The sequence below is a fragment of the Planctomycetaceae bacterium genome (assembly GCA_039680605.1).
GTDB lineage: Bacteria > Planctomycetota > Phycisphaerae > SM23-33 > SM23-33 > JAJFUU01.
On record JBDKTA010000065.1, the window covers coordinates 46,093 to 71,597 of the forward strand.

Below are 25,505 nucleotides of genomic sequence, written 5' to 3' on the forward strand. Positions count from 1 at the left end.
CTACGACGATTGCGTGGCTAAGTCAACGGGGACGGGGACGGGGACGGGGAGTGCGGGATTGGGACGGGATTGAGGGGATTAAGAGGATTAAGACAAGAGGAGTTACTAAACGGGGATTGGGACGGGGAGTGCCGGATCGGGGAGCGTTTGTTTCGTCCTCGTCCTCGTCCTCGTCCTCGTCGTCGTCGTCGGTTGTTTCTTTCCTGGCCGGAGAACGGGGAGTGCGGGATTACGCGGATTGAAAGGATTAAGAGGATTAAGACAAAGATCAGGAACACGCAGATCGCGGGATCGGCCAGACAGAAGCCCCAATCGCAATGTCTCCAATCCTCAATCCTGTTTTAAAAATCCTCTTAATCCGCGTAATCCCGCACTCCCCGGTCTCTGATCTGTCAGCGCGAGGCGGTCTCCAGGGCGTGGAGGTCCTGGCCTTGCTGGAGGGCGTAGGTCTGCCAGGCGGCCGAGAGGCCTTCGAGGAAGTTGGGGTCCGGCGGGACGCACAGCGTCCGCTCCAGGGCGTCGGCGACGGTGCATCCTTCCTTGAGATTGTCCAGAAACGCCGAGAACTGCTCGCGGCCCAGGCGGCTGTGCAGGAACTGCGTCAGGCTCAGGCTCTGGGCGTAGAACGTGCCGCGGTGTTCCATGTCGCTCTGGTCCATCAGCAGGAGCTTGTCCATGCTGATGCCGTCGTCGTCGCTCAAAGCCGCCGCCGCCAGCAGCAGGCGGTCGTTGTCGACGACCGGTTCGGCCAGCATGGCCAGGCCTTCGTTGAGGAACAGCGGGCACGGCGCGTCGCCGAAGTATTCCTTGAGCACGAGATGGCAGGTTTCGTGGGGCAGCACGCGGTCGATGGTGACGGTGCTGAGGGTGCGGTCCTCGTTGAGCTGCGTCAGGTCGATCCGACGGGTGACGACGCCGCCGGCCGTGGTGAGGCTGAATCGCCCGCCCGACCACTCCGGCGCCCCGGGGGCGTTGGCGGCGTAGTCGTTCTTGTCGACCCAGACGTTGATGTCAACGACGTGCGGATACTCGTGGGGCAGCAGGTCGCCGCAGATGCGACGCAGGCTTGCTTCGGCCAGATCCGCGATCAGCGCCGCAAGGTCCGCATTGCGGGCGTGGACGGCGAAGTGGCGGCTCGTGCGGGTGACCGCCGAGCCGACGGCCGCAAGATTCTTCCTCTGCTGCTCGCTCAGGGCGGCGCTGGGCAGCCCGGGGCGGCGGGCGGCGGAGCCTTCGCGGCAGCGGCGCATCTGTTCAAGCACATACGCGCGGGTCTGCGTCGAGTCGCAGGCCTTGAGGAACTGCTGATAAGCGTCCAGCGCCTTGGCGGTCTGGTTCTGGCGCTGATAACACTCGGCGGCGATGATCCACGCCCGACCCGGCGCGCCGGGCTGCGAGAGCAGGTCGTCGACGACGGCCGTCGCCCGGGCGTAGCGCCCCTGACGCAAATGCTCCAGCGCCGACTGGACGGGCGAGGGCTCGCTCGGCGTCAGGGCGGCCGCCGTACACACGCCGGCCGCCAGGGCCAGCGCCAGCACGTGGCACAGCCTTTCCAGGCTGTGTCTGCGGTGGCACAGCCTTTCCAGGCTGTGCTTACACAGGCTAGAAAGCCTGTGCCACCTTGTCTTGTTAGCCGGCGTCATCAAGTTCCCCCACCAGCAGGTCCCGCATGGCGGTGAGTTTCTTCAGGTCGGCCTGGGCCCATTGGATTTCCAGCACGAGCTCGCGGCGGTACGGTTTGGCCAGTTCCATGATCTCCGTCAGCGAGCCGCGGACGGCGTTGACATGGTGGATGAGCTTCATGACCGACTCGCGGTAGTCGTTCTTGGACATGTTCTTGTTGCCCAGGGCCGCCATCGCGGCGTCGAAACGTTTGGCGTCGGCGTCGACCTGCTGGCGAATGGTCACGATGCGGAGGCGCGTGATCTCGACGCGATAGCTTCGCGTGATGTCCGGCACGAGGGCGTCGGCGGCCTCGAACGACTTCGCCGCGGCGGTGAACTTGTTCTCGGCCAGGGTCTTGTTGGTCGCCTGGGCATCTTTGGCTTCGGCCAGGAGCTTCTTGCCCGCCTCCATGCGCCGGCGGGCGAGGTCCTTCAGGGCCGCCTCGACGACGATGGGACGGCTCAGCGAAGCCGGTCCGGCCTGCACCTGCGCCTGGCGACCCATCAGACCCGCGCTGGGCGGGTACGGTTCGGTCAGCACGTACATGCCGTCGGCGTTGGCCGTGAGAATCTCGGCGATGGCGGCGAAGCGCAGATAGCGGCTGTCTTTGCCTTTGGCGCCCAGGGCGGCGTAGATCTTGGCGGCTTCGTTGAAGTTGCCGCCGCGGAGCTGGGCCTGCCCGGCCAGGTCGTCGACGAGAATCTGCTGTTCGGCGCCGCGGGCGATCTGGCGAATCGCCGGAAGGATTCGACCGGTCAGGGCCGACACGTCGCCGGCCTCGAGGCGGCTGCGGGCCAGTTCGACAGCCTTGTCGAACTCGACCCAGGCGTTGTCGATCCGCGCGTAGCCCAGACCCTGGCGGGCCTGAAGATTTTCCGCATTGAGGTCGAGCACCTGCTGGAATATCTTGCGGGCCTGCCGGTCAAGCCCCTGTCGGGCCGCCCAGAGCCCCACGCCCAGCAGTTCGGTCTCGCTCTTGGGGTCGATCTCCTTGAGACGATACGCCAACTGCTCCTCGGGCGTCTCCTGGATCTCGATGCGGGCCACTTTCGACCGCAGAAGCGTCAGACTGCCGTAAGGCATCTCAATGGTGACCGATTCGCCCTCGACAGTGACTTTTCCGCTGAACGTGCGGCCGTCTGAAGTGACAACCTGGTCCGCCGACGACAAAGCCGGGCAGACGAATATCAAGCTTAGGAGTAAAACCAGCCTACGCATGGTTGGCTCCGCGGCCGATCGCAGGTACAACCCATCCCGCGCCCCCCATCAGACCGCACCAGAAGTATAACATGACCCGCCCACCCCGCCAGCGCAAAATCCGACCCATCAGGCCTGCCGCCGTGTGGCATGGGCGTCCCGCCCATGCTCCCCGTCTCGTGCATAGCCGTTCCATCCTCAGCCCGCCGAAGGACCCGCCCGTGTCCCGTGTCTTTGTGGCATGGGCGTCTCGCCCATGCTCCCCCCGGACCGGTGCCACGCACAACTCCGTTGTGCGTGTCCCCGTCCGTGTCCCGTTGAAACATTCTTCAATTTCTCAAAAGAAATCGGGCTCTCGTACGTCTAACTGCATGTACCACTGCTGTTACAATAATCAAAACATGGTTGAATAAGGCAGGAGTGGCCAATTATAAAAAAGCAAATCCAAGCCCCTTTGGACCGCAGCCCGTGCCTGTTGTGGTTCCAGATCGGGTCCTTGGCAAGATCATCGATCAGCTAGGACTATAACGCATGGCCTTCTCCAGAATACTCGGTCTAATAGGAATCTCTGCGATCATATCCTGCCTAGGCTGCGAAAAAAGGGCCAGCGTAAGAGAGGCGACTACGACGCAGCCGGTCGGAAGGATAACCATCCGTGTACCAACATTTCCGGGCTCTGCGCGAGTGGAAAAGCTTGATGGCCTATTCTCACGCCCCGTCCCCGGTCAAACTATCAACTGCTCTTTGAAGCTTATCAATCTCGATAGCTACGGCGAGATTATGTATAGTAACATCTTTGTTGAGCGGGGGGAGGTAGTCTTCTACTCGGAGAAAGGTGAGATTCGATATGGTCCTGGAGTCAGACCTGGCTTGCCTGGGAATGGTCGATGCCGACCTTCCCCGGGCAAAACAATGAAGGAGTTTTCGGTATCTCCCGCCACGAATGTCAGTGTACTAGCCCACAAGAGCGGCGTCGCGATACTGGGTGTGGGCAACGGCCGCCTTGTCGAGAATGATGATTGGGATCCCGAATATTTCAAGCAAGCCTTACCCATTCAATCGAGTGGCAAGAACTGGATTGAAGTGGAATTGCGAGTCGTTTTCAGTAAGGACTTTTCGGGGCGACTTGGCGGCTGGAAGGTAATCAAGACACCCTGACTTGAGACTGGTGGGGTGTCAGAAAGCGCGACCAGTGGGACAGATATCAATGGCCCTAAACGCAGCGCAGGCGCCGAGCAAAGGGCGAAGCCGCCCAATTTCTGTGGGAGCACTGATAGGCGACTGTCCCCAATGGCCCTAAGTTAAGGCGTTTCCGCCGCCTTCGGGAGTGCAAAGTCGACCTGTGCTCGATGGCCCTGTTTTTAGCGATTGCCGCTCTCTCAATGCCTGTCCGGATGCAGGAAAGGCCATTCAGAACCATCACCAGGCCGTTACCAGACATTGACACTACTAGAATCCCGCGTATACTGCGGATGCGAACCAGACTTTTGCCCTAAGTTCCCGAGGCGTTATCCTGGACAGGTGTGGATATAACATATGCAGATAGAATCAGTAATGGAAGGACGATTTTTTACGCTCAACACTATCGTCCGCGTCAACCAAATCGAAGTGAGCCGAGAACAGAACGAAGGTGCTGATGAAACTCGATGCCATACTCTCGAGTCAGTCACACAATTCCGCGAGGCGGTCTGCGCTGGCTGGCCGCAGGCAAGGATAACTTGGGCCTTCAGTTGGCGCGCGCTTCACTGTAAAGAAGAGAACTACCAGGCAATCCGAGACTACGTCAAACTGTGCCACAACAAATACGGTGATGATGTGACCTTCATCCCCGGCGCCTATTTTGCGAATGCATACAACTCTCGGGAACAGGTCAATCGTGATCTTCATGAAGGCCTGCTCCGCGTGTCTGAATTTATGGGCGACGGCTTTCGCCCGACAAGCATCGTTGCAGGGTTTCTATCCGCGGAAAACCAACAGTACCTGGCAGAGAAAGAGAACATTCACGTCTGCCAGGGCAACATCTGGAGTCAATACGCGATCGACAACCAGGACGGGGACGGATCAATCTGTTACCCCTATTATCCGTCCATGGAGCACTTCTGCAAACCCGCGCAAGGAACAGCCGATTTTATCGACTGTGTTAATCTCGACGGCTGGACGATGGATTTTCTGGCTGCCAGACGAGAAGGTTTCAAGGACGGTTTCAACAGTCGCATGGGGGTGGGTCCTATTGAAACCATCGGGGCTTTCGGCCCTGAAATTGGCCTGCAACAGATCATGGCAACGACGGCGATGCATTTCGATGATAGTCTATCCCGCAACGGTTTTGCCTGGGTTACCTGCTGCTGGGAAATCTGCCTGGTCGACCAGATCGGCCACCTCGAAGTGCTGACGGAGTGGTTGTCAGAGATCCGTAGACGCTGGCCGAATGCTGCATGCCTCACACAGGGCGACTTCGGCTTGCTTTGGCGACAACAGTTCAAAGACAACGACCGCATCGATTACCGCTTTGTCCAACGCGGAACAGGCATAGGCGGCTCCGACAAGGACAAGGAGATCTGCTGGTTTATGAACAAGGCTTTCCGACTTGCGTTTCTGCGCGAGTGCCAGACCGACGGTCCATCGCAGATCATTGATTTTACGCGCTATGGGGCACCCGCTGAAGAGCCGCACGACATGACTCGCCGTTGGAGTCTACTGGGGCAAATCAACCAGAAACAGACACGTCCGCAAGACAAGCCCGTGTTACTTCGCGAGTTGGCTCAAGAGGACAGAGATCTGATATTTCACAAATACCCAGACCTGAAACTATGGCTTTAACGGGGGTCAGGGGCTTTAACGACGTCAGGTACTAGCATGGGCATCTTGCCCATGAGTAGCACGGGCGTCCCGCCCGTGCAGGTTGCCGGGACATGGCCGGGCCCTTCGACAGGCTCAGGATGAAGCGGGCATGCGACTCCCGGGGGGGAGACGCCCGTGCTACGACGCAGAGGCGCAATCTTCAAAACCTTTGTGGTCTCTGTGCCCTCTGTGGCAAGGTTGCTTCTGGTTTAGGGTACAAGGTTCATGTTCGACTGTGGCCTGGTCAGCAATCATGGAACATGTCCGTGGCACGTCGTGCGGCAAACGCGCGGGGCAAGCCCCGCCGCTAACGACGGAGCGTAACGGTAATCTGGAATCTGACGTTGTCTATTTCGCCGGAGGCTGCTGGCCTACTAGTAAGCACTGATTGGTGTATCATAAGGCAATAGTAATAGCTTACCTTCCCTGCAAGTAGCTGTGAAAAGTACAACAAAGTGCAAGGAAGTGGAATTGTGGTACAGCGCGTACCGCTTTGGGGCGGCGGTGCAGGTGAAATGCGTTGTCGCCACTGAAGGGCGGGGATGGGAATTTTCCCTAAGGTCTTTCCGCCAGCGGCCCGATGTACTCCACAGGTTGGCTTGGGCGCCTTGGGAATGACTTGCGCTGTCGATTGCGCGGGTCGTCGGCAGAGGAACTGCATGGATCACAGTCAAAATGCCGCCGGCCGCCGGCTGTTGTTTCGCATATTGCCCGCGGTGCTCACGGTCCCACCGGTGCTGGGATGGCTGCTGGTCGGAGTACACGATCACGGCTGGATCGGGATCGAGTGGGGCGTGGCGGCGATGGTGCTGGTGCTGACGGCGATGCTGTCTGCCCTGGTCTGGCGCAGCGCCCGAGCGATCGACCGCACCGACACCGCCCGCCGCGAGGCGCAGGGGCAACTGACGTGCAGCCAGGAACAGTTCCAGTCGCTGGTGGCCAACATCCCCGGGGTGACCTACCGCTGCTGCCTGGACAAGCACTGGACCATGCAGTATATCAGCGACGAGATCGAACGCCTCAGCGGATATCCGCCGGGCGACTTCGTCGGCAACAGCGTCCGAACCTACGAGAGCATCATCCATCGCGACGACACCGCTGAGGTCGATCGCGCCATCAACCAGGCCGCCGCCGAAGGCGCCGGTTGGGAAATCCAGTATCGCCTCTGCCGCCGCGACGGGCAGGTGCGATGGGTGTACGAGAAGGGAACGGCCGTGCGCGGGGCCGATTCCCGCGCGATGTTCCTCGACGGGTTCATCCTCGACATCACGGATCGGCGAAGAGCCGAGGAGGATTCGCGCCTCAACGAGGCGCGCCTCGAAAGCCTCATGCGCATCGTCCAGCGCGAGTCCACCGACACGCAGGAGCTGCTGGACTACGCTCTGGACGAGGCCATCGCCCTGACCGCCAGCAAGATCGGGTACATCTACTTCTACAACGAACGCACGCGGGAGTTCACGCTCAACACCTGGTCCAAGGGCGTCATGAGCGAATGTTCCATCGTCGAGAAGCAGACCCGCTACCAGCTCGACAAGACCGGCCTGTGGGGCGAGGCCGTCCGCCAGCGCCGAGCCATTCTCGTCAACGACTACGCCGCGGCCAACCCGCTCAAGAAGGGCTGCCCCCACGGTCACGCGCCGCTGATCAATTACCTCACCGTCCCGATCATGCGCGGCAGCGAGATCGTGGGCGTCGTCGGGGTGGCCAACAAACCCGGCGACTATGACGAGACCGACATTCGCCAGTTGACGCTGCTGATGGACTCGACCTGGAGAATCGTCGATCGCCGCAGCGTCGAACAGGAGCTCAGCCGCACCAATGAGCAACTCGAACGCGCCGTTGAGCGGGCCAACGAGCTGACGGTGGAAGCGGCGGCCGCCAACGCCGCCAAGAGCGAGTTTCTGGCCAACATGAGCCACGAGATCCGCACGCCGATGACGGCGATTCTGGGCTTTGCGGACCTTCTGCGGGAGTCGCTGGAGTCGCACTGCGGCGAGGCGTCCTGTAAATGCGGCAGCGAGGTCGTCGCCGCGCGTCACGAGCATCTGGAGACGATCCATCGCAACGCCGAGCACCTGCTGGGGCTGATCAACGACATCCTGGACCTGTCCAAGATCGAGGCGGGCAAGATGCAGGTCGAGCGGATCGAGTGCCCGGCGGTGCAGATCATCGAGGAAGTGCTTTCGGTGATGCGGGTGCGGGCGATCGACAAAGGCCTCACCCTCGAGGCGCAGTACGAATACCCCATGCCCCAGGCCATCTGGAGCGACGCCCAGCGCCTCAGGCAGATCCTGACCAACCTCGTGGCCAACGCCGTCAAGTTCACGCAGTCCGGGCGCGTCGACCTGCTCGTGCGGCACCTGGACGCGGCGGGCGGTCCGGTCCTGCAGTGCCAGGTGCGCGACACGGGCATCGGTCTCAGCGACGACCAGATCGCCGGGCTCTTCCGCCCCTTCGCCCAGGCCGACGCCTCCACCAGCCGGCGCTTCGGCGGGACGGGGCTGGGCCTGGCCATCTGCCGAAAGCTCGCCCAGACCCTGGGGGGCGATATCTCCGTCCAAAGCCGCCCCGGACAGGGAAGCACCTTCACCCTGACCATCCAGGCCCAACCGGTCGCCACCGCCGCCGTCATTGCCAGCCCTGAGCAGACCCCCGCCCGGACCCACCTCGCCGGCAACGTCCCGGACGCGGCAGCGAACCTCAACAACATCCGACTCCTGCTGGCCGAAGATGGATATGACAACCAGGTCCTGATCGCGACCATCCTGCGCAAGGCCGGCGCCCACGTCGACATCGTCGCCAACGGACAACTCGCCGTCGACGCCGTCCAAGCCGCCCGCGCCCGCAATCAATCCTACGACATCGTCCTGATGGACATGCAGATGCCCGAGATGGATGGATATCAAGCCACCGCCATATTGCGAGGCCTGGGCATCGCGACGCCCATCGTGGCCTTAACCGCGCACGCCATGATCGGCGACCGCAAGAAATGCATCGACGCCGGATGCACCGACTACGTCACCAAGCCCATCAACCGCCAGGCGCTGGTGGGGACGGTCGCCAGGATGACCACCCCCGACGCCGAGGCAACCGCACCCGCTCCGCCGCGAGCGCTGCAGTCGACCATGCACGACGACCCGGACATCCGCCTCCTGGTGCGCGACTTCGCCATTTCGCTGCCCGCACGCGTCCAGGAGATGCGCGACGCCCTGGGCAAAGCCGACTGGCCCGCCCTGGGGCGGATGGCCCACCAACTCAAAGGCGCCGGCGGAAGCTACGGCTACGACGCACTGACCAGCGAAGCCCGCCAACTCGAGTGGCACTGCCGCCAGAGCGAAATCGAAGGCGCCTCGCTGTGCCTGGCCCGCCTGGCCGCCCTGTGCGAGCGGATCGCCGCCGGCGCCGCGGCCTGAACGCTGAAGGCTCGCTCAGGCGCGCCGCGGCGGATATCATGCCCCCTGCCGCCGGAAGTGCCGGCGACTGAACCTGACGCAAGGGAGTCTGTCGATGGATCTGTTTCGTAAGGGTGGCGCGCGGGTGTCGCGGTGGGCGAGTTTTGAGAATCCCTCGGCCGCCGCGGGCGCCGCCGGGCGCGCCAACCGCGGGGCCAAAGGGTCGCCTTGCGCGAGCCTGGCGGCGGGACAGACGCTCACGCTGCTGGACGTCCAGGGCAGCGGACTGATCGGGCGGATCTGGCTGACCCTCAACGAACGCTCGCCCGAGACGCTGCGGGCGTGCCGCCTGGAGATGTGGTGGGACGGCCAAGCCGAACCCGCCGTCGCGGTGCCGCTGAGCGATTTCTTCGGCGTGGGCCTGGGCCGCATGGCCGCTTTCGAGAGCGAGCTGTTCGCCAACCCCGAGGGGCGCAACTTTCTGAGCTTCGTGCCGATGCCCTTCCGCCGCGCGGCCCGCATCGCCGTCACCAACGAGTCGCCCGCGGACCTGACGCTGTTCTACGACGTGGAACTCCTGCTCGACGTGCCCCACGACGAGGATGTGATGTACCTGCACGCCTACTGGCGGCGCGAGCGCCCCAACGCGCTGGGGGCCAACTTCGAGATCCTGCCCCGCGTCGAAGGCGCGGGACGGTTCCTCGGCTGCAATATCGGCGTGATTGTCGACAGCCGCTACCAGCACGCATGGTTCGGCGAGGGCGAGGTCAAGATGTGGCTCGACGGCGACAGCGAGCTTCCCACCATCTGCGGGACCGGGCTTGAGGATTACGTCGGCACGAGCTGGGGGCTGGGCAAGTTCGCCCACCGCGTGCAGGGCTGCCCCATCGCCGAGGCCGACACCCGCCAGTACTGCTTCTACCGCTATCACACCGATAGCCCGATCTACTTCTACCGCAACTGCCGCGTGGCGATCCAGACCATCGGCGGATCGATGCGCGAGCACGTCGTCAAACTCCAGCACGGCGGCGTGCCGCTGGTTCCCGTGACCTGCGCGACCCTCGACGGCAAGCAGTACATCCCGCTGATGGAGCGGGCGACCCAACCCACCGACGCCGCCGACGCCTCGTTGCCCGACGGGTGGTACAACTTCTTCCGTCAGGACGACTGGTCTGCCACCGCATACGTCTACCTCGACCGCCCCGGCGGATGCGGCGCGCCCCTCGCGCCGCCGGATCATCGCACCGGCGCCCTGCGAACCGACATCAAAGGCACCGAGCGCGCGGACGTATGAAGATCGGTCCCCGGTGGTCACCTGCGGCGCAGCAGCGCCAGAAGGCCTCCGGCCAGGATGAAGGCCAGCGTCGTCGGCTCGGGAATGGCGCTGACGGCGAACTCGCTGTTGTGGTCGAGGACGGCCCAGACGACGTTGGCGTCGGTGTCGACGCCCCAGTAGCCCAGCGTGAAGTCCTCGGCTGCATCGTAGGCCCCGAGCCCGCGGAACAGCGGCGTGTTGCCCGCACCGAAGTTGCCGTCGACGGGATTGACCCACAGGCCGCTGCCATTCTTCCAGGCCATCCGCAGCCCGCCGGCCGAGGCCAGCGTGCGTTCTTGCAGGTCGCCGCCCAGAAGCGAATCGTCATAGGAAAGCTGCATCACATAGACGTCGCCGTTGGTGTCGCCCAGCGTCAGCACGTCGCTGATCAAGGCGATATCGTTGGCGTCCGCGTCGCGCCAGATCGTCTGCACGGTGCGCTGCGAGCTGAAAATGCCATCCAGCAGCGTCACCACCGTGCCGCGAGACTTGTCGCTGATGCTGGAGAGTTTTTCCTCCAGATCGCCCAGGTCGATATCGGCCGCCACTACGGATGACAGGTGCCCGGTGTTGCCGGTCACCACCTCCTGCAGCGACCAGACCAGTTGGGTCGCGCTGAGCAGGTCCGCCCCCAGCAGCGCCGGGTCCGTCGCGACCTGCATCGTCAACGTGCCCTTGTGCGAGCCGTTGAGCTGTCCGGTCGCATCGAATTGCACAGTCCCGCTGAAGGCCTGGGCGGTTGTCGTCACCACGCCCGTCTGCGTAACGCCGCTGGTCAGGCCCGCAACCGACCAGCCGTCTCCGCTGACCTGGTAGCTCTCCAGAACCGCGCTGGCCCGCTGGCCCAAGGCCCCGTTGTCGCTGGAGGCGGCATTGGTGACCGTGGCCAGGCCGCCGTCGCCCAACTTGCCCGTATTGGCCGATACCGCCGCCGCCTGATACACCTGAGCCGTCACCGCAATCGTGTCGGCGGCGTCGTCGCTGCCCTGACCGGACGCGGCGCTGGTGGCGGCCAGATTGTCGATCGTCACCGACAGCGTCTTGGACCCGCTGACGCCCGAGCCCGCCGGCGCGGTCGTCAGGTCGATCGCCAGCGTCTCGGTCTGACTGCCTTCGGCGATGCTGCCGTCGGCGGTGACCGTTAGACCGGCGGAGGATGCGGCGGAGTACGTGGTGGCGCGAAGGCCGGTCTTATTCAGATCGACGTTGACGGCCGCGGGGTCATACCCAACGAGCATGCCCCCCAGGTTCAGCGAGGCCGGGGCGGTGACGACCGTATCGTTCAGCGGCGCCGCGTGGGGCGCCACTTCGGCGTACGTCGTGGCCAGGCGAAGTTCGTCGATGAACCCGTCGTTGGATTGGCTGAAATACAGGCCAACCTGGTTGAACGTGAAGTCGGCGATACTCGTGCCCGAGGCGCCATTGCTGGCGGCGCTCTTGACCGGCGTGGCATCGAGGTTCGGGTTGATCCAGAGCCAGGCGGTTTCAACGCCGGCCTTGAAGTCGATCTGGACGACGAGAAAGTCCTGGTTGTCGCCAGCGGCGACGCCGGAGTTGTACTTCAGCCCGCCCTGGTCGTAGATCGTCCAGTTGGCCTGCGAGACCGAACCATTGCCCTGTCCGACGAAGAACTTGTCGCCCAGCGAGATGTTGGTCTTCTGCGATCCGGCGGCGCCCTCGATCAGCGCGCTGAGCCAGACGGTCGTGCCGCCGGAGCCCCAGGTGCTGCTGAGGTTTCGCTCGGCGTTCTTGGTGCTCGATGCGGTGCTGCCGACGTGCCCGCCGGCCGCCATCAGCGTGTTGCCCAGCAAATCAGTGTACGTCAGGGTTCCCGGGACGATCACGATGGGCTGGTTGTCGCCGCCCCAGGCGCCGCTCCAGGCGCCCGATCCGCCGTTTTCGCCCTTGAGCCCGCCGGCGGCGTAGTCGAACGAATCGGCGGCAACCGGTTCGGCGCGGGCGACCGGGGCCGCCATCGCTATCGCCATCAGCGAGAGAACGGTCATCAGCCCGCCCCGGCAGAGTGTGCTTGAAAGGGGCCCCAAGAGAGATTTCATGAACACGATCGCCCGTTTCATCTTCCCGTTCATTGCGCAAAGCCCCTGGCTAAAGAGTCACGATGTCCGATGCAACTACCCATGTGTCCGGCGCTGGCGCTGAAATGAACCGCCAATCGCAAAATAGTCTAGCGCGGCAGGAGGCTTCTCTCCAAAATTCCAGAAGAAATTAAGGCGGCCGTCCGGGCTCTTTTGCCCGGGCGGTCTCGCGATAGTGGCGGCGGAAGAGTATCCTTAATAAAGTGACGGCGCACGACATGGACAATCCGCCGGCCTTCTTCTGCGACGCGATGCTGGGCGGTCTGGCGCGCTGGCTGCGGGCGGCGGGGTATGACGCGGCGTACGAGTACGGGATCGACGATGGCGAGCTCATCGCGGCCGCAGCGGGGCAGGGGCGTACCATTCTTTCCAGCGACGGTCCGCTGTTCGACCGCAATATCATCCGCGGCGGCGGCGTGGCGGCGCTGTTCGTGCCGCGACAGCTCGACAAGTTCACGCAGTTGCAGTTCGTGATGCGGAGTCTGGCCCTGCCGCTGCGCCCGCCGCGCTGCATGGCCTGCGGCGGCGAGCTGGCGGAGATTCCCAAGCACGCCGCGGCCGACGAGGCCCCGCCGCTGGCGTACCGCAACTGCGACCAGTTCTGGCGATGCACGCGCTGCAGCAGACTCTTGTGGCACGGGACGCATTGGCAGAAAATCGTGGCAAAGCTGGGAAGTTTGGGAACCGGGAATAGGGAACCGGGAACCGATGGGGGATAAGGGTCATTCTGCCCCGGAGGTCCTTGCAGTCCCTGCAGTCGCTTATGTCCTTTCCCCTTGCCCCTCCTTGACGAAAGTACGAGGATACTGCCATGGAAGATTCCTTACGCCGGCAGTTGCTGGCCGCTTTGCGGCGCGAGTTTGCCGACGACGGCGGCAACATCGAGCACGCCCTGGCCGTGCTGGCATACGCCCAGGCCATCCTCCAGGACGAGGACGGCGACGCCACGGTCGTCGAGGCCGCCGCCATCCTGCACGACATTGGCGTAGCCGAGGCGCGGCGGAAGTTCGGACGCTGCGACTGGCAGTTGCAGGAGTCCGAGGGTCCGCCTCTGGCGCGGCGGATCATGCAGGACCTGCGGATGGATGAGAGCGCCATCGACCACGTCTGCCGCATTGTCGGCTCGCACCACAGCGCCAAAGACATCGACACGCCCGAGTTCCGCATCCTCTGGGACGCCGACGCTCTGGTGAACCTCGCCGGCCCGGCCAAAACGTTGCCGCGCGAAGAGCTGGCCGCCAAGATCGAAGAAGTCTTCCGCACGCCCACAGGAAAGGCGCTGGCGCGGCGGCGGTGGGAATAAATGGGACAGCGAAAGCTCTGCTCTGGTAGAAAAGAAAGACATGTCGGGAAAGAACATCACGATAGACCTTGAGGCATACAATCTTCTTGCCGCTGATAAGCGACCCGGAGAATCCTTTAGCAAAGTGATCAAGCGTCGGATGGGTCGGCGATCGCCACAGGTCTTTTCAAAAAACCGCATAACTCCGCGGACGGCTAGATCAGCAAAGATCTGAATGTTGTTGATTCCAAGGAAACCAGTATGACAAGCGATCTGCCCCTGAGCGTTCAGATGCAGTTCCTTCGGCCCGGTCAGCTTGAGGCTGCGGCTCGGGCGTTTCCGGTGGTGTACGTGCCGTTCGGGCTGATCGAGTGGCACGGGCGGCATTTGCCGCTGGGCAACGACGCGCTCAAAGCCCACGCGTTCCTGGTCAAGACGGCCGAAAAGTTCGGCGGCGTGGTGTACCCGCCGGTGTACTTCCATGCCGGGTTCGACCAGCAGCATCTCGTGCCGGTGATCAGCCAGCTCTTCGCCCAGCTCAAGGCCACCGGGTTTCGCGTGATCATCGGCGTCTCGGGGCATAACATCCCCGAGCAGGTCGCGATGATCGAAAACGCGCTGGCCGACGTGACGGCCGACGGCGAATGCGCGGGCGTGGGCCTGTGGGAGATGACGCTCAGCAAGTGCGCTGAATCCGACAGCGACCATGCGGCCAAGTGGGAGACGTCGAACATGATGTTCTTCTACAGCGATCTGGTGGAGATGGGCGAGTTGGGCGAGGGCGAGATCACGCTCGACATGTCGCCGCCACACGGGATCGGCGGGCTCGATCCGCGCCGCCATGCGTCGGCGGAAGTCGGCCGGCGCAACGTGGAACTGGCCGCCGACGCACTGGGACGCAAGGCTCAGGAACTGCTCAATTCGCTGCCGCCTGAGAAACGCGCCTTCAACCTGCCGGCGATCGTGCCGGGGCAGTGGTGGCTGGTTTAAGAGCAGGCTCAACAACTGCCAAGCCGCAAGCGGTTCAAGGTCCGCACGCATGGTCCCTACTGCGCCGCCGCCGGCGCGGGCGCGGTGGTCGGGGTGGGGGCGTTATAGGCCTTGAACGACTCGGCGTGCATCCAGTACGCCATGCCCGCCGTCAAAGCCCACACAGCCGCTGCCGCAAGCACCACCACCGCTGCCAGGGTGCGAAGGGTCGCCGACTGGCGGACGCACAGCACGAAGCCCAGCAGCACTCCGCCGACGCCGGTGAGGATGAATCCCAGGCCTGACAGCAGCGACATCTGCGTCAGGTCCAGGTGGATGATTCGCGCCCCGAGCAGGATCGCCGCCAAACCGGCCACGAACGCATAGATGGACGTCGGCCTCAGGCTCCAGCCGGCGCCCAGGGCCAGCGCGGCGGCAAGATACACCGCCCCGAAGAGGACGGACATTTCGCCGTAGAGGCTGTTGTAGGGTCCGGGCACCGGCCAGGTCCAGCACATGTGCAAGCCCGCCGCCATGGCGATCAGTCCGGTGACTGCGAACGGCGGCGCCCATGATCTGGTATCTTCCTTGCCCAGCCCGCGGGCGTAGAACCACGCCAGCACGAGCAGCCCAGCGGTCATGTTGGCCAGCAGCAACGTGACGTAATCGATGAACATGAGCCTCTCCTTCCGTGAGTATCTTAGGCGGGCAGATTCGTCGCTGGCGCAGGGGGTTTTGCACTTTTTTCGCGGTGAAATTGGCCCGGGCGAAAGCGAATCGTATGGTTGCTGCAGATGGCCTGGCGGATCGAGGTTGCGTCACGCGAGGCCTTCTGGCAACGCGGCATGGGCGCTTGACGGCTGTGCGGGTCTGGCCCTTCGTGCTGCGGTTCGCCCGCCTGTTCGGAGCGGATTGCGGCGCGTCGGCGCCAGGCTCGCCGGCGTGGCGCGTGCGGTTGTTTCTGCCGGCGTTTCGGCGGCGGGTCCGGGGTCGTTTCGCGCGACTCAGCCCTTTGCGGCTTGGACCTTTTCCCCGCGGCGCGGCGGATGCATCCGGCGCGCCCGGGCGTCCGGGCTGCGTTGCCAGGCGGCTTGGCGGGGATCGGCGCTGAGGGGCGCCGGTGGCGACACGGCGGCGTGTCGCCGGCGCCGGGGTCGTCTGGGAGAGTCAGGAGGTGCGGCCGGTGCGGTTCGTCTTGCAGGGCGAGCGGCAACCGTGCCGCGATCTGTGGCGGAGCGCCGCTTGAGGAAGATCAGTGCGCGGCGGCGCTGGAAGGAAGGAAAGCACTGCTGTCTGGAGGAGGAGGTTTCGGTCGGCCGCATGAACGGCCAGGGATCGTGAGGGAGATGTGCGAGGGGCGCCGCCGTGGTGCGGCGTCATCAGAAGAGAGAGGAAGTGTCGCCGTCCGAGGCTCGCGGCCGGCGAGGAGGGATCGAGCCACATTGCCCCTGGAGGCAAAAATGAAGATTACCATGACTCATGCTGTGGTTTGTGCTGCCGTGATTTCTCTGATTGGGATGCAGGCCTCTGCCGATGTGATGACGTACAACGGCCAGGCCCTGAACTCGCAGGTGAAGATCAACTGCGTCGGAACGCTGGCGAACAGTCTGACAACCGGCGCCGGGCAGATGAAGATCAACTACCAGGGCGAGGATGTGCTGGGCTACTGCGTGGACCTCAACCACTACGCCGGCACGACCGAAGTGACGGAACGAAGCGCTTCGACGCTGGCCAACGGCTGGATGGTCGCCTACCTGTTCAACACATACGCCCCTGCCGTGGTGACCGGCATTGACGCCTCGGCGCTGCAGTCGGCGCTGTGGGAAGTGATCAACGAGACCGGTTCGGTCTTCGACGTGACCGCCGGGCACTTCTTCATCAGCAACAATGCCGCCGTGGCGACCGCTGCGAACAATCTGCTGGCGACGATTCCCGCCAGCTACAGCCCCAGCGTCTGGCCGATCGTGCTCGACAGCCTGACCAAGCAGGACATCATCATCGAAGGGCGCATCCCCGAGCCGGCGACCATCGGCATGATGGTTCTGGGCTCCATGGGAGTCTTCATGCGCCGGCTGAGCCGACGCCACGTTGCCTGAGATTTGTGCCAACCGTTTGAACTACAGCTTGCCCTTCTGGAAGCAAACACAAGTTTGTGTCGCCGTCCGAGGCTCGCGGCCGGCGAGGAGGGAATCGGGCCCATTGCCCCTGGAGGCAAGACCGTGAAGACGAACAAGATCAACAGCCTGATGGGAATCACGATGGTGCTTGTGGCCGCTTCGGTACTGAATGCTTCTGTCATCAGCGAGACCTACACTCTGAACAAGTCAACCGACGACGGGATGCCGCTTGCGGGGCTGTCGGCCCAGGCGACGTTTTTCTGGGACGATGCCGCACCGGATTCACTGAAGATCTCGCTGCGCAACACGTCGACGTCGGTCCCGGGCTGGTTCGACAGCGCCGATCAGATCCTGACGAGCCTTTCGTTCGACCTGGGGGGCCTGGCGATCACCGGCGGGACGGCCACCATCGCCGCCGGCAGCCAGAGCGTGAGCTTTGACTGTATCCCCGTGCAGTTGACCGGCGGGGCGGATGTCAGCGGCGAATGGGGATTTGGCAACAGCGGCAGCGGAAGCTCCCCACTGCTGACCAACGTGATCTCGGCGATGCGAGCCCACACCTCGACAAGGTTCGGCCCCGTCAACATGGACGGGCCGACAAATCTGGACGGTCCGCAAGGCGGCATTGTGACCTCGCCGGCGCTGGTAAGTCTGGATGGATTGGGCGCCGTGGCTGACTGCATCAACTTTGACCTGACACTGTCGAGCGATCTGTTGGGCTTGGGATTCCTTAATAATGGCCATAGCCTCGTGGCTGAGTTTGGCTCCGACGCCGCGTTCGTGACCGTCCCTGAACCGGCCACCATGAGCCTGCTGGCCGTGTGCAGCCTGGCGGCGGTGATCCGTCGCCGTCGAATCGGAGGTGTCGCATGAACCGTCTGCTGACATCAATCATCCTGCTGGCCGGCCTGGGGGGGCTAGCCGTGCCAGGCCAAGCGGCGATCTTCACCCTGGCCGACGCTAACTCGACCGCCACCGTCGACGCCACCGGGGGCGCGGGGATGTACGAGTGGAAGGTGGACGGCGTCGATCACCTGGCGATGCAGTGGTTCTGGTACCGCATCGGAGACAGCGGCCCGGAGTCGAGCGTCAGCGCCCTGCCCTTCACCGGCGGCGGGCTGACCGACACCAACTTCGACGGTTCGGCGGAAACGCTTTTTCTCCGCTACGCGTCGAGCCAGGTCAGGATCGAACTGACGTTCCTTCTGACCGGCGGGGCGGCGGGCAGCGGAACCAGCGATATCGCTGAAGTCATCGGCATCACCAACACCAGCGGCGCGCCGTTGAGCATGCACTTCTTCCAGTACGTCGACATCAACCTCAATGCATCGAGCGTCAATGACTCTCTGCAGGTTGTCAATGGCAACACGGCCATTCAGACCCTCGGCGGCAACAGGGTCGCCGAGACCGTCGTGACCCCCCGCCCGAGCCTCTGCCAGGCGGATCTGACGGCGGCCGTTCTCGATAGCCTGAACGACGCGGCAGCGACGACCCTTTCCGGCGCGACAGGGCCTGTCGGGCCCGGAGATCTGGCCTGGGCGTACCAATGGGACGTGGTGATCCCCAAGGGCGGCACGTACTTCATCAGCAAGGACAAGCAGCTTATTCCCGAACCGGCGTCGCTGGGCTTGCTGTTGACCGGCGCGGCGACCCTCCTAATCCGTCGCCGCCGGCGATCGTCAGGAGCTTGCGACAGGGCTCAAGCGGCCTAAAGTTCGCCACAGAGCAACAGAGTTCCACGGAGAGGAGACGGGTGGCATGGCGACACACGTTTCTGTTTCTGGTGGGCCTGCCTGCCGGCAGGCAGGTCGCCATGATGCTCATCGCACAACCATGGCGACCCGCTGAACAACGCGTGTCGCCATGCCACCCGCCCTAAGTTTTCTCCTTGACAGATTCGGTATTTCCTGCTATTATTTTACCTGTCTACTGACCCACCGCGAGGGTTTGGGTCGCAACGCAACGAGGACACGTCTGCAGCCCGGTGATATCGGGCTTTGTGTGCAGGCAATTCATTCTGTCCGGATGACAGACGGAGGTTGGCGTGAGACGATGGGCATCCCTTGTCGCAGCGATTGTGTGCCTTGGCGGCACTGCGCTCTGCGCCGACGGGGCAGTCTTCACTCTTGCCGACGGCAACGCCACGGCCGTCGTCGATCCCGCCGGCGCGGGAATGTATGACTGGACGGTCGACGGCGTCGACCAGTTGGGCAAGCAGTGGTTCTGGATGCGGATTGGAAGCACCGGGGCGGAATCTAACATTGGTACACTGCCGTATGTGGGCGGGCTGTCGGACACCAATTTCGACGGTTCGGCAGAGACTCTCTATCTGCGTTATACCTCATCGCGTGCGAAGGTCGAACTGACGCTCATCCTCCGCGGCGGCGCCGACGGCAGCGGCACCAGCGATATCATCGAGAGCATCGCCATCACTAATATCAGTGCTTCGCCTCTGGACCTGCACTTCTTTCAGTATGTCGACTTGAATCTGAACGACTCGACGACTGATGATTCGCTCGTGATCACCGGCGGCAACACAGCGACACAGACATCCCGGTTCAGCCGCGTCGGCGAGACCGTCGTCACGCCGGCGCCGAGTCACTTCCAGGCCGCCACGGCGTCGCTGATGCTCGCGGCCTTGGACGACGCCGATCCGACGACGCTATCGGACGCTCCAGGCCCGGTCGGGCCGGATGACCTGGCGTGGGCATTTCAATGGGACGCTCTGATTGCCGTCGGCGGCAAGTTGATCATCAGCAAAGATAAGCAGGTCATCCCCGAGCCCTGTACGATGATTCTGCTGACAGCCGGCGCCGTGGCGACCCTGCTGCGCAAGCGTCGCTGACCGCTTCTACCTTTGATAGATCGGCAGGAAGCGGTTGGGGATGCCCAGGATGAGGACGGCCATCTGCGTGCCGATGTTCTGCCCGTCGGCCCAGCTTCCGTCGGGGCTCTGCTTTTTCAGCAGCGACTCTCGGATTCGGGGGTACCACTGCTGATAGTACTTGTCGCCGGCCTGGTACATCGCCTGGGCGCCATAGTAGTGGGCGTAGAAGTAATGCCCTTCGCCGCTTTCGAACTGCCCGTCGGGCATCTTGAGCAGCCAGCTCAGACCGGCCAGCACCGGCTCGGTGCCGCGCTGGCCGCACATCATCAGCGAGACGACGCCGGCGGCGGTTCGCGCGAAGCCCGGTCCGCTGGGACCGCTGTATCCAAAGCCGCCGCTGGCCTTTTCCTGGCAGCTCAGCACGTAGCTCACGGCCTTGCTGATCGTCGCATCGGGGACGAAGATTCCGGCTTCCTTGGCCGATGCCAGAGCGACGATCTGCATGACGGTGACGGAGATGTCGGCGTCGGTGGGCTGGGGGGAGTATCGCCATCCGCCGGCGGGGTTCTGGGCGCGGAGGATGACGTCGACGGCTCGCTTGAGAGCGTCGCGCAGTTCGTCGCGGTTGCTCATGCCCCACACTTCCGACAGCGCCAGCGTCGCCAAGCCGTGCTCATACATGCTGGTGCCCATGTACCCGCGCCGGGTCGCCGACTGGCGCAGCAGGAAGTCCACGCCCTTGTTCATCGTCTCGCCGTATTCCTCGCGGTCGGGGAAGTGGCCCTGGACCATGTACGCCATCAGCGTCAGGGCGGTGGTGGCGACCTTGTACGAGCCCCAGCTTCCGTCGCTCTGCTGGCTCTTCTGGAGAAACTTCAACGCCTTGGCGATAGCCGCCTCGGCGGCGGGGGTCATCTCCGCCACGCCCACTCCCCCAGCGGGGGCCTGCGCCAACGCCGCCGGGCCCATGGCCATCCAGGCGGCCAGAACAACGGCGATGATTCGATACGCGATACGGTATTTCATCGGGGAATCCTCACTGCCTTGCCAGCAGCTCGTAATACGCCATCAGCAGGTCGCGATACTCGCGGGGCAACTCACGCGCAAACGACTGATCCAGCGCCTTGCGATCGGTCCGATCCAGCGGCGCCCAGCGGGAGTTCTTGTCGGTCACGGCCGCGGGGTCCGTGCCGTCGTCGGGCGCTTCGCCGAGCATCTTGCCGCCCATGCGTCCGGCGGGAGCGGGCTTGATGCCCATGGCGATGGCGCTGGCCTTGCCGCCTTTGCCGTCCTTGCCCTTGCCGTCTTTGCCTTTGCCATCCTTGCCTTTGCCGTCCTTGCCGTCTTTTCCATCCTTGGAGTCTTTGGCGTCGGGGCTATCCTTGGAGTCGGCCGACAGGATGTCGGCGAGTTCTTTGAGATCCTTGAGCCCCTGCTTCTGGAGGCCCACCGCCGCGAGCATGTCTCGCTGGGTGATGTCGCGCGAGGCGGTCTGGAGGGGCACGTCGATCTTTCGCTCGTCCATCAGATTGACCGCCCGCTCAAGACGCTCTCGCATCTTGGGGTTGGTCTGTGCCTCGAGGATCGTGCCCAGCAGCCCCTGCAGGCTCGTGACGCGGTCGGCGATTTTTTCCTGTCGGGCGGCCAGGGCGGGGGCATGCACATCGGCCTTGGACGGGTCGCTCAGCGAGGTCTTGGCGATCTGCACGGTTTCGTCGAGCAGGCCCTTCTGCTCGATCATGATCTGGGCAATATTGATGTCGATGGCTTCGCCGGCGGCCAGGGCGTCGGACTGGCGCAGCAGTTCGGTCAGCAGTTCCAGCGCCTGCTGGATCTGCTCGGCGGCGCCGCGGACATGGGCGGCATGGGAGGAGGCGTCCGTGCCGGCGGTCCGCAAGGCCGCCGCGGCCGCCCGCACGTGCGCGCGGTCGGTGGTGGCGATGACGGCGGCCATGTGGTTGAGACTTTCGCCGTTGGCCTCGGAGAGCAGCTTGTTCGACTGCAGGTCGTTGACCAGGGCGCGAAACTGCCCGAGCAGGCGGACCATGTCGCCGCTGACCTTTTCCTGGCGCTGGGCTTCCTGGAGAATGGCGTCAAGCACGCCGGCCAGCGACGGGGACTCGGCCGGCAAGGCAGACGAGGCCGTCTGGCCAAAGAGGCAGCCGGTTGCCAGAGCAAGCACCACGGCACAGCAGATTGTCCGTCGCACGCGTTTCATGATTCGTCTTGCCGCTTTTCACATGGCGACCCGGTTCGCGTGTCGCCATGCCACCCGGCTTGCCCAGCGGTCACTGCCTGGACAGCAGTTCGTAGTACGCCTTGAGCAGGTCGCGATACTCGCGGGGCAGTTCGCGGGCGAATGATTCTTTCAGGGCCTTGCGTTCGGTCCGCTCCAGCGACTCGGCGTCGGAGTTCTTGTCTTCGGGTCGGTCGCCGTAAACGGTCGAGCTGGCCACGCCGAGCATTCCCCCGCCCATGGGGCCGGCCTTGGAGCCCGGCTGCATTCCCATGCCCTGCCCCATGCCCTTGCCCTGGCCTTTGCCTTGGCCTTTGCCCTCGCCTTTGCCTTCGCCTTGGCCTTCACCCTGGCCTTCACCTTGCCCCTCACCCTGGCCTTCGCCCTGGGCCATGGCGTCCATTTCGGCCTGCATGGCGGCCAGTTCGGCGGCCATGGCGGCTTCGGCGTCGCGCATGGCGTGTGCGGCGGCGGTCTGCTGCTGCTCGGCGAGGGATTTTTCAGCCTGTTCCATAGGCGCTCCCGGGCCGCCGGGCTTGCTGCCCGGTGCGCCGCCGGCCATCGGAGGCCGGTCGCGCGGCGGAGCGGGCGGTCCGCCCTTTCCGGCGCCGGTATTAGAGCCGCCACCCTTCTTGCCGGCGCCGCCCTTCTTGGCGCCTTGCTTGGCGGCGGATTCCTTTTCGTCTTCGTCCTCATCGCCCTTGGCTTTTTTGGCGGTGCTGGGCTCGCCCTTTTCCTGGGGCGGTCCGTCCTGGGGCGGGTTGGGCTTCTGAGCCTTGGCCTTGTCCTTGGCGGCCTCCTCAAGCTGCTTGCGGATGGCTTCCTGTTCCTTCTTGAGGGCTTCGGCGTCTTTCTTGAACTGCTCGGGGTTCATGCCCTCGGTCTTCTCGCGGAGTTTCTTCTCCGATTCCATCAGCGAGGCCATCTGCTCCATCGCCTGCTGCATGGGCGACTGGGGCGACTCGTTGAGCATCTTCTCGATGGCCTTGAGCGTATCGAGGACCTGCTTCTGGTCGGTGACCGCGGGGATCATGTCGCGGCGGTCGATGTTGCGGGCGGCGGCCTGGAGCTTGGCGTCGACTTTCTCCTGCTCCATGGCGGCGACGGCCTTGCTCAGCTTGTTCTTGACGTTGGGGTCTTTCTCGCCGTCGCGTGCCTGCTGGAGGAGCTTCTGGAGCGTTCCGGCGCGTTCGGCGAGTTTCTCCTGCTCCTGGGAGAGCTTGGCCGGGTCCTGCGAAATCTTGGACGGATCGATGAGCATCTCCCGCCCGACCTTGATGCTGACGGCCGTGACGCGCTCCTGGGCCTTGATCAATTGTCCCAGCTCAAAGCCGACCATTTCGGCGGCCGCCAGGGCATCGGCCTGGCGAAGCAGGTCCGTCAGGCGCGTCAGGGCGAGTTGGATCTGCGCGTCGGCGGCCTCGACGCTGGTATTGCGGGCGGCGGCGTCGGTTCCGGCTTTGCGGAGGTGTTCGGCGGCCACTCGCACGTGCCGGCGGTCGGTATTGCCGATCACGTCGGCCATGGCGATAAGCGTCTTGCCGTTGGCTTCGGACATGAGTTTGTTAGCCTGCAGGTCGTTGACCAGCGAGCGGAAATCGCCGAGCAGTCGGACCATGTCGCCGCTGACGCGTTCCTGGCGCTGGGCTTCCTGGAGGATGGCCTCGAGGGCCTGCATCAGCTCGCCCGATCCGCTGGAGGGCGTGGGGGCCTGGGCGCCGGCCGTGGCGGCCAGAACGCTCAGCACCATCGCAAAGATTATGATCCTTGGCATAGTCCCCTCTCCTTTACTTTCGTGTCAGAGCCCATAGTCATGCTGCTATGGACGCTTGGGCTCGCCGCCGGTTCCCGGAACCTTCTGGGGCGCCGGTTGGCTTGTCGCGCCGCCGAGCCCCTTGACGGCCTCAACGGCAATCTTTTCTTCCTTATGGACGCCCTGGATGGCCCGCACCAACCGCTGCCTCTCGTCGAGGACCCATCGCAGATAATCTTCGGCCGACAGAATCGTCAGGCGCCGCACGTCGGATCGCCCGAGGCCGGGCCCGGCGGCGCCCTGGCGGTTGTCCTGCACCTCGATGCAGTATCGTACGACATCGCCGGCCTTGAGCGTCGGCAGGGCCTCGTCGATCTTCCAGGTCAACGCGCCGCCGCCTTCCTTTTCATTGTCCTTGAAGACGACGATGCGCTGGGCCTTTTCCGGAACCGTCGCCTTGCCGTCTTTGCCCTCGACGGCGTAGACCAGCCTCGCCTCGATCAGACCGAAGTCGTCGCGGCAGTTGAAGGTCATGCTCACGTCCTTGCGGGCGGTGGCCTTTTCGTCTTCAGCCGGCTGCGTCAGAACCACCGACGGCGCGTTGTCGGGCACGATCTGGATGGTGTAGCGCACCTCGGGCTTGTAGGCGAATCCATAGTCCTTGTCGACCAGGCTGAATCCGTACGAGAAGTTCTTCTCCGGCGTCAACTCGGCCTTGGCGATCAGGTTCTTGTCCGACAGCGCCATCGCGGCCGGGGCTCCGGCGTCGGGCACCATGTCGATCGATGCCAGGGGCCGGTCGCTGACGATCTGCCAGGTGATCCGCGAACCGGACAGCACCTGCAGGCTCAGCAGCTCGCTCGCCTGGGGCGGTTGCTTGGTGTACGCCGGCAGCGTGACCCAGACCTTCATGTCCAGGTGCGGCGGCGGAACGACCTTGACGAAGTACTCCCGCGACAGCGCGTCGCCGGCGCGGTAGCGGTAGTAGAAGCTGCCGTACAACTCGCGCGTGCGGTACGAGAACTCGCGCTTGCCGTCGCGCGTGGCGCCGCCGGCAACGGAGATGGTCTCCTTGTCGCCGTCGACGGGGCGGATGATCAGCGTGGCGTCGTCGGGCAATTCGCCCCCGGCCTCGGCGCCCAGCGTCGCGGTGCGTCCCTGCTGGACGACCAGGTCGCCCTTGAGCAACTGGATCGTCGTGCGCGTGGGATAGCCCGTCTGGGCGCCCAGGAGGCGCTGGAAGAAGATGTTCGCCACATCGCTGCGGATGTATCCCGCCGCCAGCACCACCGCCGCGGCGGCGATCGAGTACGTCGCGATCTTGCGCAGGCTGCGGAAGCGCACGATCTTTCCGAAGTCCAGCGGCTGGGCCTGCTCGACGGCCTGGCGGCACATGGCCGCGACCAGGCTGGGGCTCATGCCCGCCGACGCCGCCGGGGCCGTGTGCAGTTGCACGTACGACACCAGCAGGCTCTTGAGCTGCGGATAAAGCCTCTCCACCTGCAGCGCCACGCGCACCGGGTCGAAGCGGCGCACGCCGCGCCACCAGGTCTGATACAGGATCCAGCCGACGAGGGCGATGTTGCCCGCCACCAGGGCGTAGCGCCATCCGGCGCCCAGGTCGAGGCTCCAGTCCAGCGCCACGTCGAGCAGGATCAGGGCCGCCGCGGCCATCAGGAGATAACACACGCCGCGCGTGGCGAGGAATCGCCGCTGGCGTCGCCAGGCGCCGGTGAGGCGTCGTCGCACGCCGCGATGGATTTCTCCGGTCGGGGCGTCAGGTTGAGTGGTCAGTTCGCTCATAGTTCTCACGCA

The 25,505-nt window shown here is 64.1% G+C and carries 20 protein-coding genes; 12 read left to right on the top strand and 8 right to left on the bottom strand.

Annotated features, from left to right (window positions below; genetic code table 11):
* Positions 1-392: 392 nt before the first annotated feature.
* Both ABFD92_19270 and ABFD92_19275 read right to left on the bottom strand, forming a co-directional pair.
* A complete protein-coding gene (locus ABFD92_19270) occupies positions 393-1,538 on the bottom strand; it encodes a hypothetical protein (protein MEN6506680.1) in 1,146 nt (381 codons plus the stop codon).
* Between the two features lie 91 nt (positions 1,539-1,629).
* A complete protein-coding gene (locus ABFD92_19275; protein MEN6506681.1) occupies positions 1,630-2,883 on the bottom strand; it encodes a hypothetical protein in 1,254 nt (417 codons plus the stop codon).
* A 663-nt stretch (positions 2,884-3,546) separates the two neighbouring features.
* On the opposite strand from ABFD92_19275, the gene ABFD92_19280 reads away from it, so the two are divergent.
* From ABFD92_19280 to ABFD92_19295, 4 genes are all read left to right on the top strand, one after another.
* Entirely contained in the window at positions 3,547-4,020 is a 474-nt protein-coding gene (locus ABFD92_19280) for a hypothetical protein (protein ID MEN6506682.1), read from the top strand.
* 396 nt (positions 4,021-4,416) lie between these two features.
* Positions 4,417-5,682 carry a DUF3863 domain-containing protein gene (locus ABFD92_19285; protein MEN6506683.1) on the top strand — a complete coding sequence of 422 codons (1,266 nt, stop codon included), beginning with the start codon at positions 4,417-4,419 and terminating at the stop codon, positions 5,680-5,682.
* Positions 5,683-6,362: 680 nt separating this feature from the next.
* Positions 6,363-9,116: a GAF domain-containing protein gene (locus ABFD92_19290; GenBank protein ID MEN6506684.1), complete on the top strand. Its 2,754-nt coding sequence runs from the start codon at positions 6,363-6,365 to the stop codon at positions 9,114-9,116.
* 94 nt (positions 9,117-9,210) lie between these two features.
* Complete coding sequence (locus ABFD92_19295) at positions 9,211-10,389, top strand: glycoside hydrolase family 172 protein (GenBank protein MEN6506685.1); 1,179 nt, start codon at positions 9,211-9,213, stop codon at positions 10,387-10,389.
* Positions 10,390-10,406: 17 nt separating this feature from the next.
* Here the strand turns inward: ABFD92_19295 and ABFD92_19300 are convergent, their stop codons facing one another.
* Positions 10,407-12,416, bottom strand: coding sequence for a PEP-CTERM sorting domain-containing protein (locus tag ABFD92_19300; GenBank protein MEN6506686.1), 2,010 nt, complete (start codon positions 12,414-12,416; stop codon positions 10,407-10,409).
* 308 nt (positions 12,417-12,724) lie between these two features.
* On the opposite strand from ABFD92_19300, the gene ABFD92_19305 reads away from it, so the two are divergent.
* The 4 genes from ABFD92_19305 to ABFD92_19320 all read left to right on the top strand — a co-directional run bounded on the left by ABFD92_19305 (position 12,725) and on the right by ABFD92_19320 (position 14,778).
* Positions 12,725-13,225: a Mut7-C RNAse domain-containing protein gene (locus ABFD92_19305; protein MEN6506687.1), complete on the top strand. Its 501-nt coding sequence runs from the start codon at positions 12,725-12,727 to the stop codon at positions 13,223-13,225.
* A 92-nt stretch (positions 13,226-13,317) separates the two neighbouring features.
* A complete protein-coding gene (locus tag ABFD92_19310) occupies positions 13,318-13,809 on the top strand; it encodes an HD domain-containing protein (protein ID MEN6506688.1) in 492 nt (163 codons plus the stop codon).
* A gap of 40 nt (positions 13,810-13,849) precedes the next feature.
* The gene (locus ABFD92_19315) at positions 13,850-14,023 is read left to right on the top strand and encodes an antitoxin VapB family protein (protein ID MEN6506689.1); all 174 of its coding nucleotides are present in this window, start codon (positions 13,850-13,852) and stop codon (positions 14,021-14,023) included.
* A gap of 26 nt (positions 14,024-14,049) precedes the next feature.
* A complete protein-coding gene (locus ABFD92_19320; GenBank protein ID MEN6506690.1) occupies positions 14,050-14,778 on the top strand; it encodes a creatininase family protein in 729 nt (242 codons plus the stop codon).
* Positions 14,779-14,834: 56 nt separating this feature from the next.
* Here the strand turns inward: ABFD92_19320 and ABFD92_19325 are convergent, their stop codons facing one another.
* Positions 14,835-15,434, bottom strand: a complete 600-nt coding sequence (locus ABFD92_19325; GenBank protein MEN6506691.1) for a DUF981 family protein — start codon at positions 15,432-15,434, stop codon at positions 14,835-14,837.
* Positions 15,435-16,229: 795 nt separating this feature from the next.
* On the opposite strand from ABFD92_19325, the gene ABFD92_19330 reads away from it, so the two are divergent.
* The 4 genes from ABFD92_19330 to ABFD92_19345 all read left to right on the top strand — a co-directional run bounded on the left by ABFD92_19330 (position 16,230) and on the right by ABFD92_19345 (position 19,719).
* The gene (locus ABFD92_19330; protein ID MEN6506692.1) at positions 16,230-16,853 is read left to right on the top strand and encodes a PEP-CTERM sorting domain-containing protein; all 624 of its coding nucleotides are present in this window, start codon (positions 16,230-16,232) and stop codon (positions 16,851-16,853) included.
* A 123-nt stretch (positions 16,854-16,976) separates the two neighbouring features.
* A complete protein-coding gene (locus tag ABFD92_19335) occupies positions 16,977-17,747 on the top strand; it encodes a PEP-CTERM sorting domain-containing protein (protein MEN6506693.1) in 771 nt (256 codons plus the stop codon).
* On the top strand, positions 17,744-18,586 hold the full coding sequence (locus tag ABFD92_19340; protein MEN6506694.1) for a PEP-CTERM sorting domain-containing protein: 843 nt from the start codon (positions 17,744-17,746) through the stop codon (positions 18,584-18,586). Before ABFD92_19335 ends, ABFD92_19340 begins: the two co-directional genes overlap by 4 nt.
* A gap of 332 nt (positions 18,587-18,918) precedes the next feature.
* On the top strand, positions 18,919-19,719 hold the full coding sequence (locus ABFD92_19345; GenBank protein MEN6506695.1) for a PEP-CTERM sorting domain-containing protein: 801 nt from the start codon (positions 18,919-18,921) through the stop codon (positions 19,717-19,719).
* Positions 19,720-19,725: 6 nt separating this feature from the next.
* Here ABFD92_19345 and ABFD92_19350 read toward each other — a convergent pair whose 3' ends face one another.
* The 4 genes from ABFD92_19350 to ABFD92_19365 form a co-directional block, all read right to left on the bottom strand.
* A complete protein-coding gene (locus ABFD92_19350) occupies positions 19,726-20,727 on the bottom strand; it encodes a prenyltransferase/squalene oxidase repeat-containing protein (protein ID MEN6506696.1) in 1,002 nt (333 codons plus the stop codon).
* A gap of 10 nt (positions 20,728-20,737) precedes the next feature.
* Complete coding sequence (locus ABFD92_19355) at positions 20,738-21,919, bottom strand: hypothetical protein (protein ID MEN6506697.1); 1,182 nt, start codon at positions 21,917-21,919, stop codon at positions 20,738-20,740.
* 70 nt (positions 21,920-21,989) lie between these two features.
* Positions 21,990-23,711 (bottom strand): hypothetical protein, encoded by a 1,722-nt coding sequence (locus ABFD92_19360; protein MEN6506698.1) that lies wholly within the window; start codon positions 23,709-23,711, stop codon positions 21,990-21,992.
* 45 nt (positions 23,712-23,756) lie between these two features.
* On the bottom strand, positions 23,757-25,493 hold the full coding sequence (locus tag ABFD92_19365; GenBank protein ID MEN6506699.1) for a DUF4175 family protein: 1,737 nt from the start codon (positions 25,491-25,493) through the stop codon (positions 23,757-23,759).
* Positions 25,494-25,505 lie beyond the last annotated feature (12 nt).

Bases quoted from the DNA above. Each gene is read 5' to 3' on its own strand.
- ABFD92_19275 (MEN6506681.1), bottom strand. From the start codon at position 2,883: ATGCGTAGGCTGGTTTTACTCCTAAGCTTGATATTCGTCTGCCCGGCT.
- ABFD92_19285 (MEN6506683.1), top strand. From the start codon at position 4,417: ATGGAAGGACGATTTTTTACGCTCAACACTATCGTCCGCGTCAACCAA.
- ABFD92_19290 (MEN6506684.1), top strand. From the start codon at position 6,363: ATGGATCACAGTCAAAATGCCGCCGGCCGCCGGCTGTTGTTTCGCATA.
- ABFD92_19295 (MEN6506685.1), top strand. From the start codon at position 9,211: ATGGATCTGTTTCGTAAGGGTGGCGCGCGGGTGTCGCGGTGGGCGAGT.
- ABFD92_19300 (MEN6506686.1), bottom strand. From the start codon at position 12,416: ATGACCGTTCTCTCGCTGATGGCGATAGCGATGGCGGCCCCGGTCGCC.
- ABFD92_19305 (MEN6506687.1), top strand. From the start codon at position 12,725: ATGGACAATCCGCCGGCCTTCTTCTGCGACGCGATGCTGGGCGGTCTG.
- ABFD92_19310 (MEN6506688.1), top strand. From the start codon at position 13,318: ATGGAAGATTCCTTACGCCGGCAGTTGCTGGCCGCTTTGCGGCGCGAG.
- ABFD92_19315 (MEN6506689.1), top strand. From the start codon at position 13,850: ATGTCGGGAAAGAACATCACGATAGACCTTGAGGCATACAATCTTCTT.
- ABFD92_19320 (MEN6506690.1), top strand. From the start codon at position 14,050: ATGACAAGCGATCTGCCCCTGAGCGTTCAGATGCAGTTCCTTCGGCCC.
- ABFD92_19325 (MEN6506691.1), bottom strand. From the start codon at position 15,434: ATGTTCATCGATTACGTCACGTTGCTGCTGGCCAACATGACCGCTGGG.
- ABFD92_19330 (MEN6506692.1), top strand. From the start codon at position 16,230: ATGACTCATGCTGTGGTTTGTGCTGCCGTGATTTCTCTGATTGGGATG.
- ABFD92_19340 (MEN6506694.1), top strand. From the start codon at position 17,744: ATGAACCGTCTGCTGACATCAATCATCCTGCTGGCCGGCCTGGGGGGG.
- ABFD92_19350 (MEN6506696.1), bottom strand. From the start codon at position 20,727: ATGAAATACCGTATCGCGTATCGAATCATCGCCGTTGTTCTGGCCGCC.
- ABFD92_19355 (MEN6506697.1), bottom strand. From the start codon at position 21,919: ATGAAACGCGTGCGACGGACAATCTGCTGTGCCGTGGTGCTTGCTCTG.
- ABFD92_19360 (MEN6506698.1), bottom strand. From the start codon at position 23,711: ATGCCAAGGATCATAATCTTTGCGATGGTGCTGAGCGTTCTGGCCGCC.
- ABFD92_19365 (MEN6506699.1), bottom strand. From the start codon at position 25,493: ATGAGCGAACTGACCACTCAACCTGACGCCCCGACCGGAGAAATCCAT.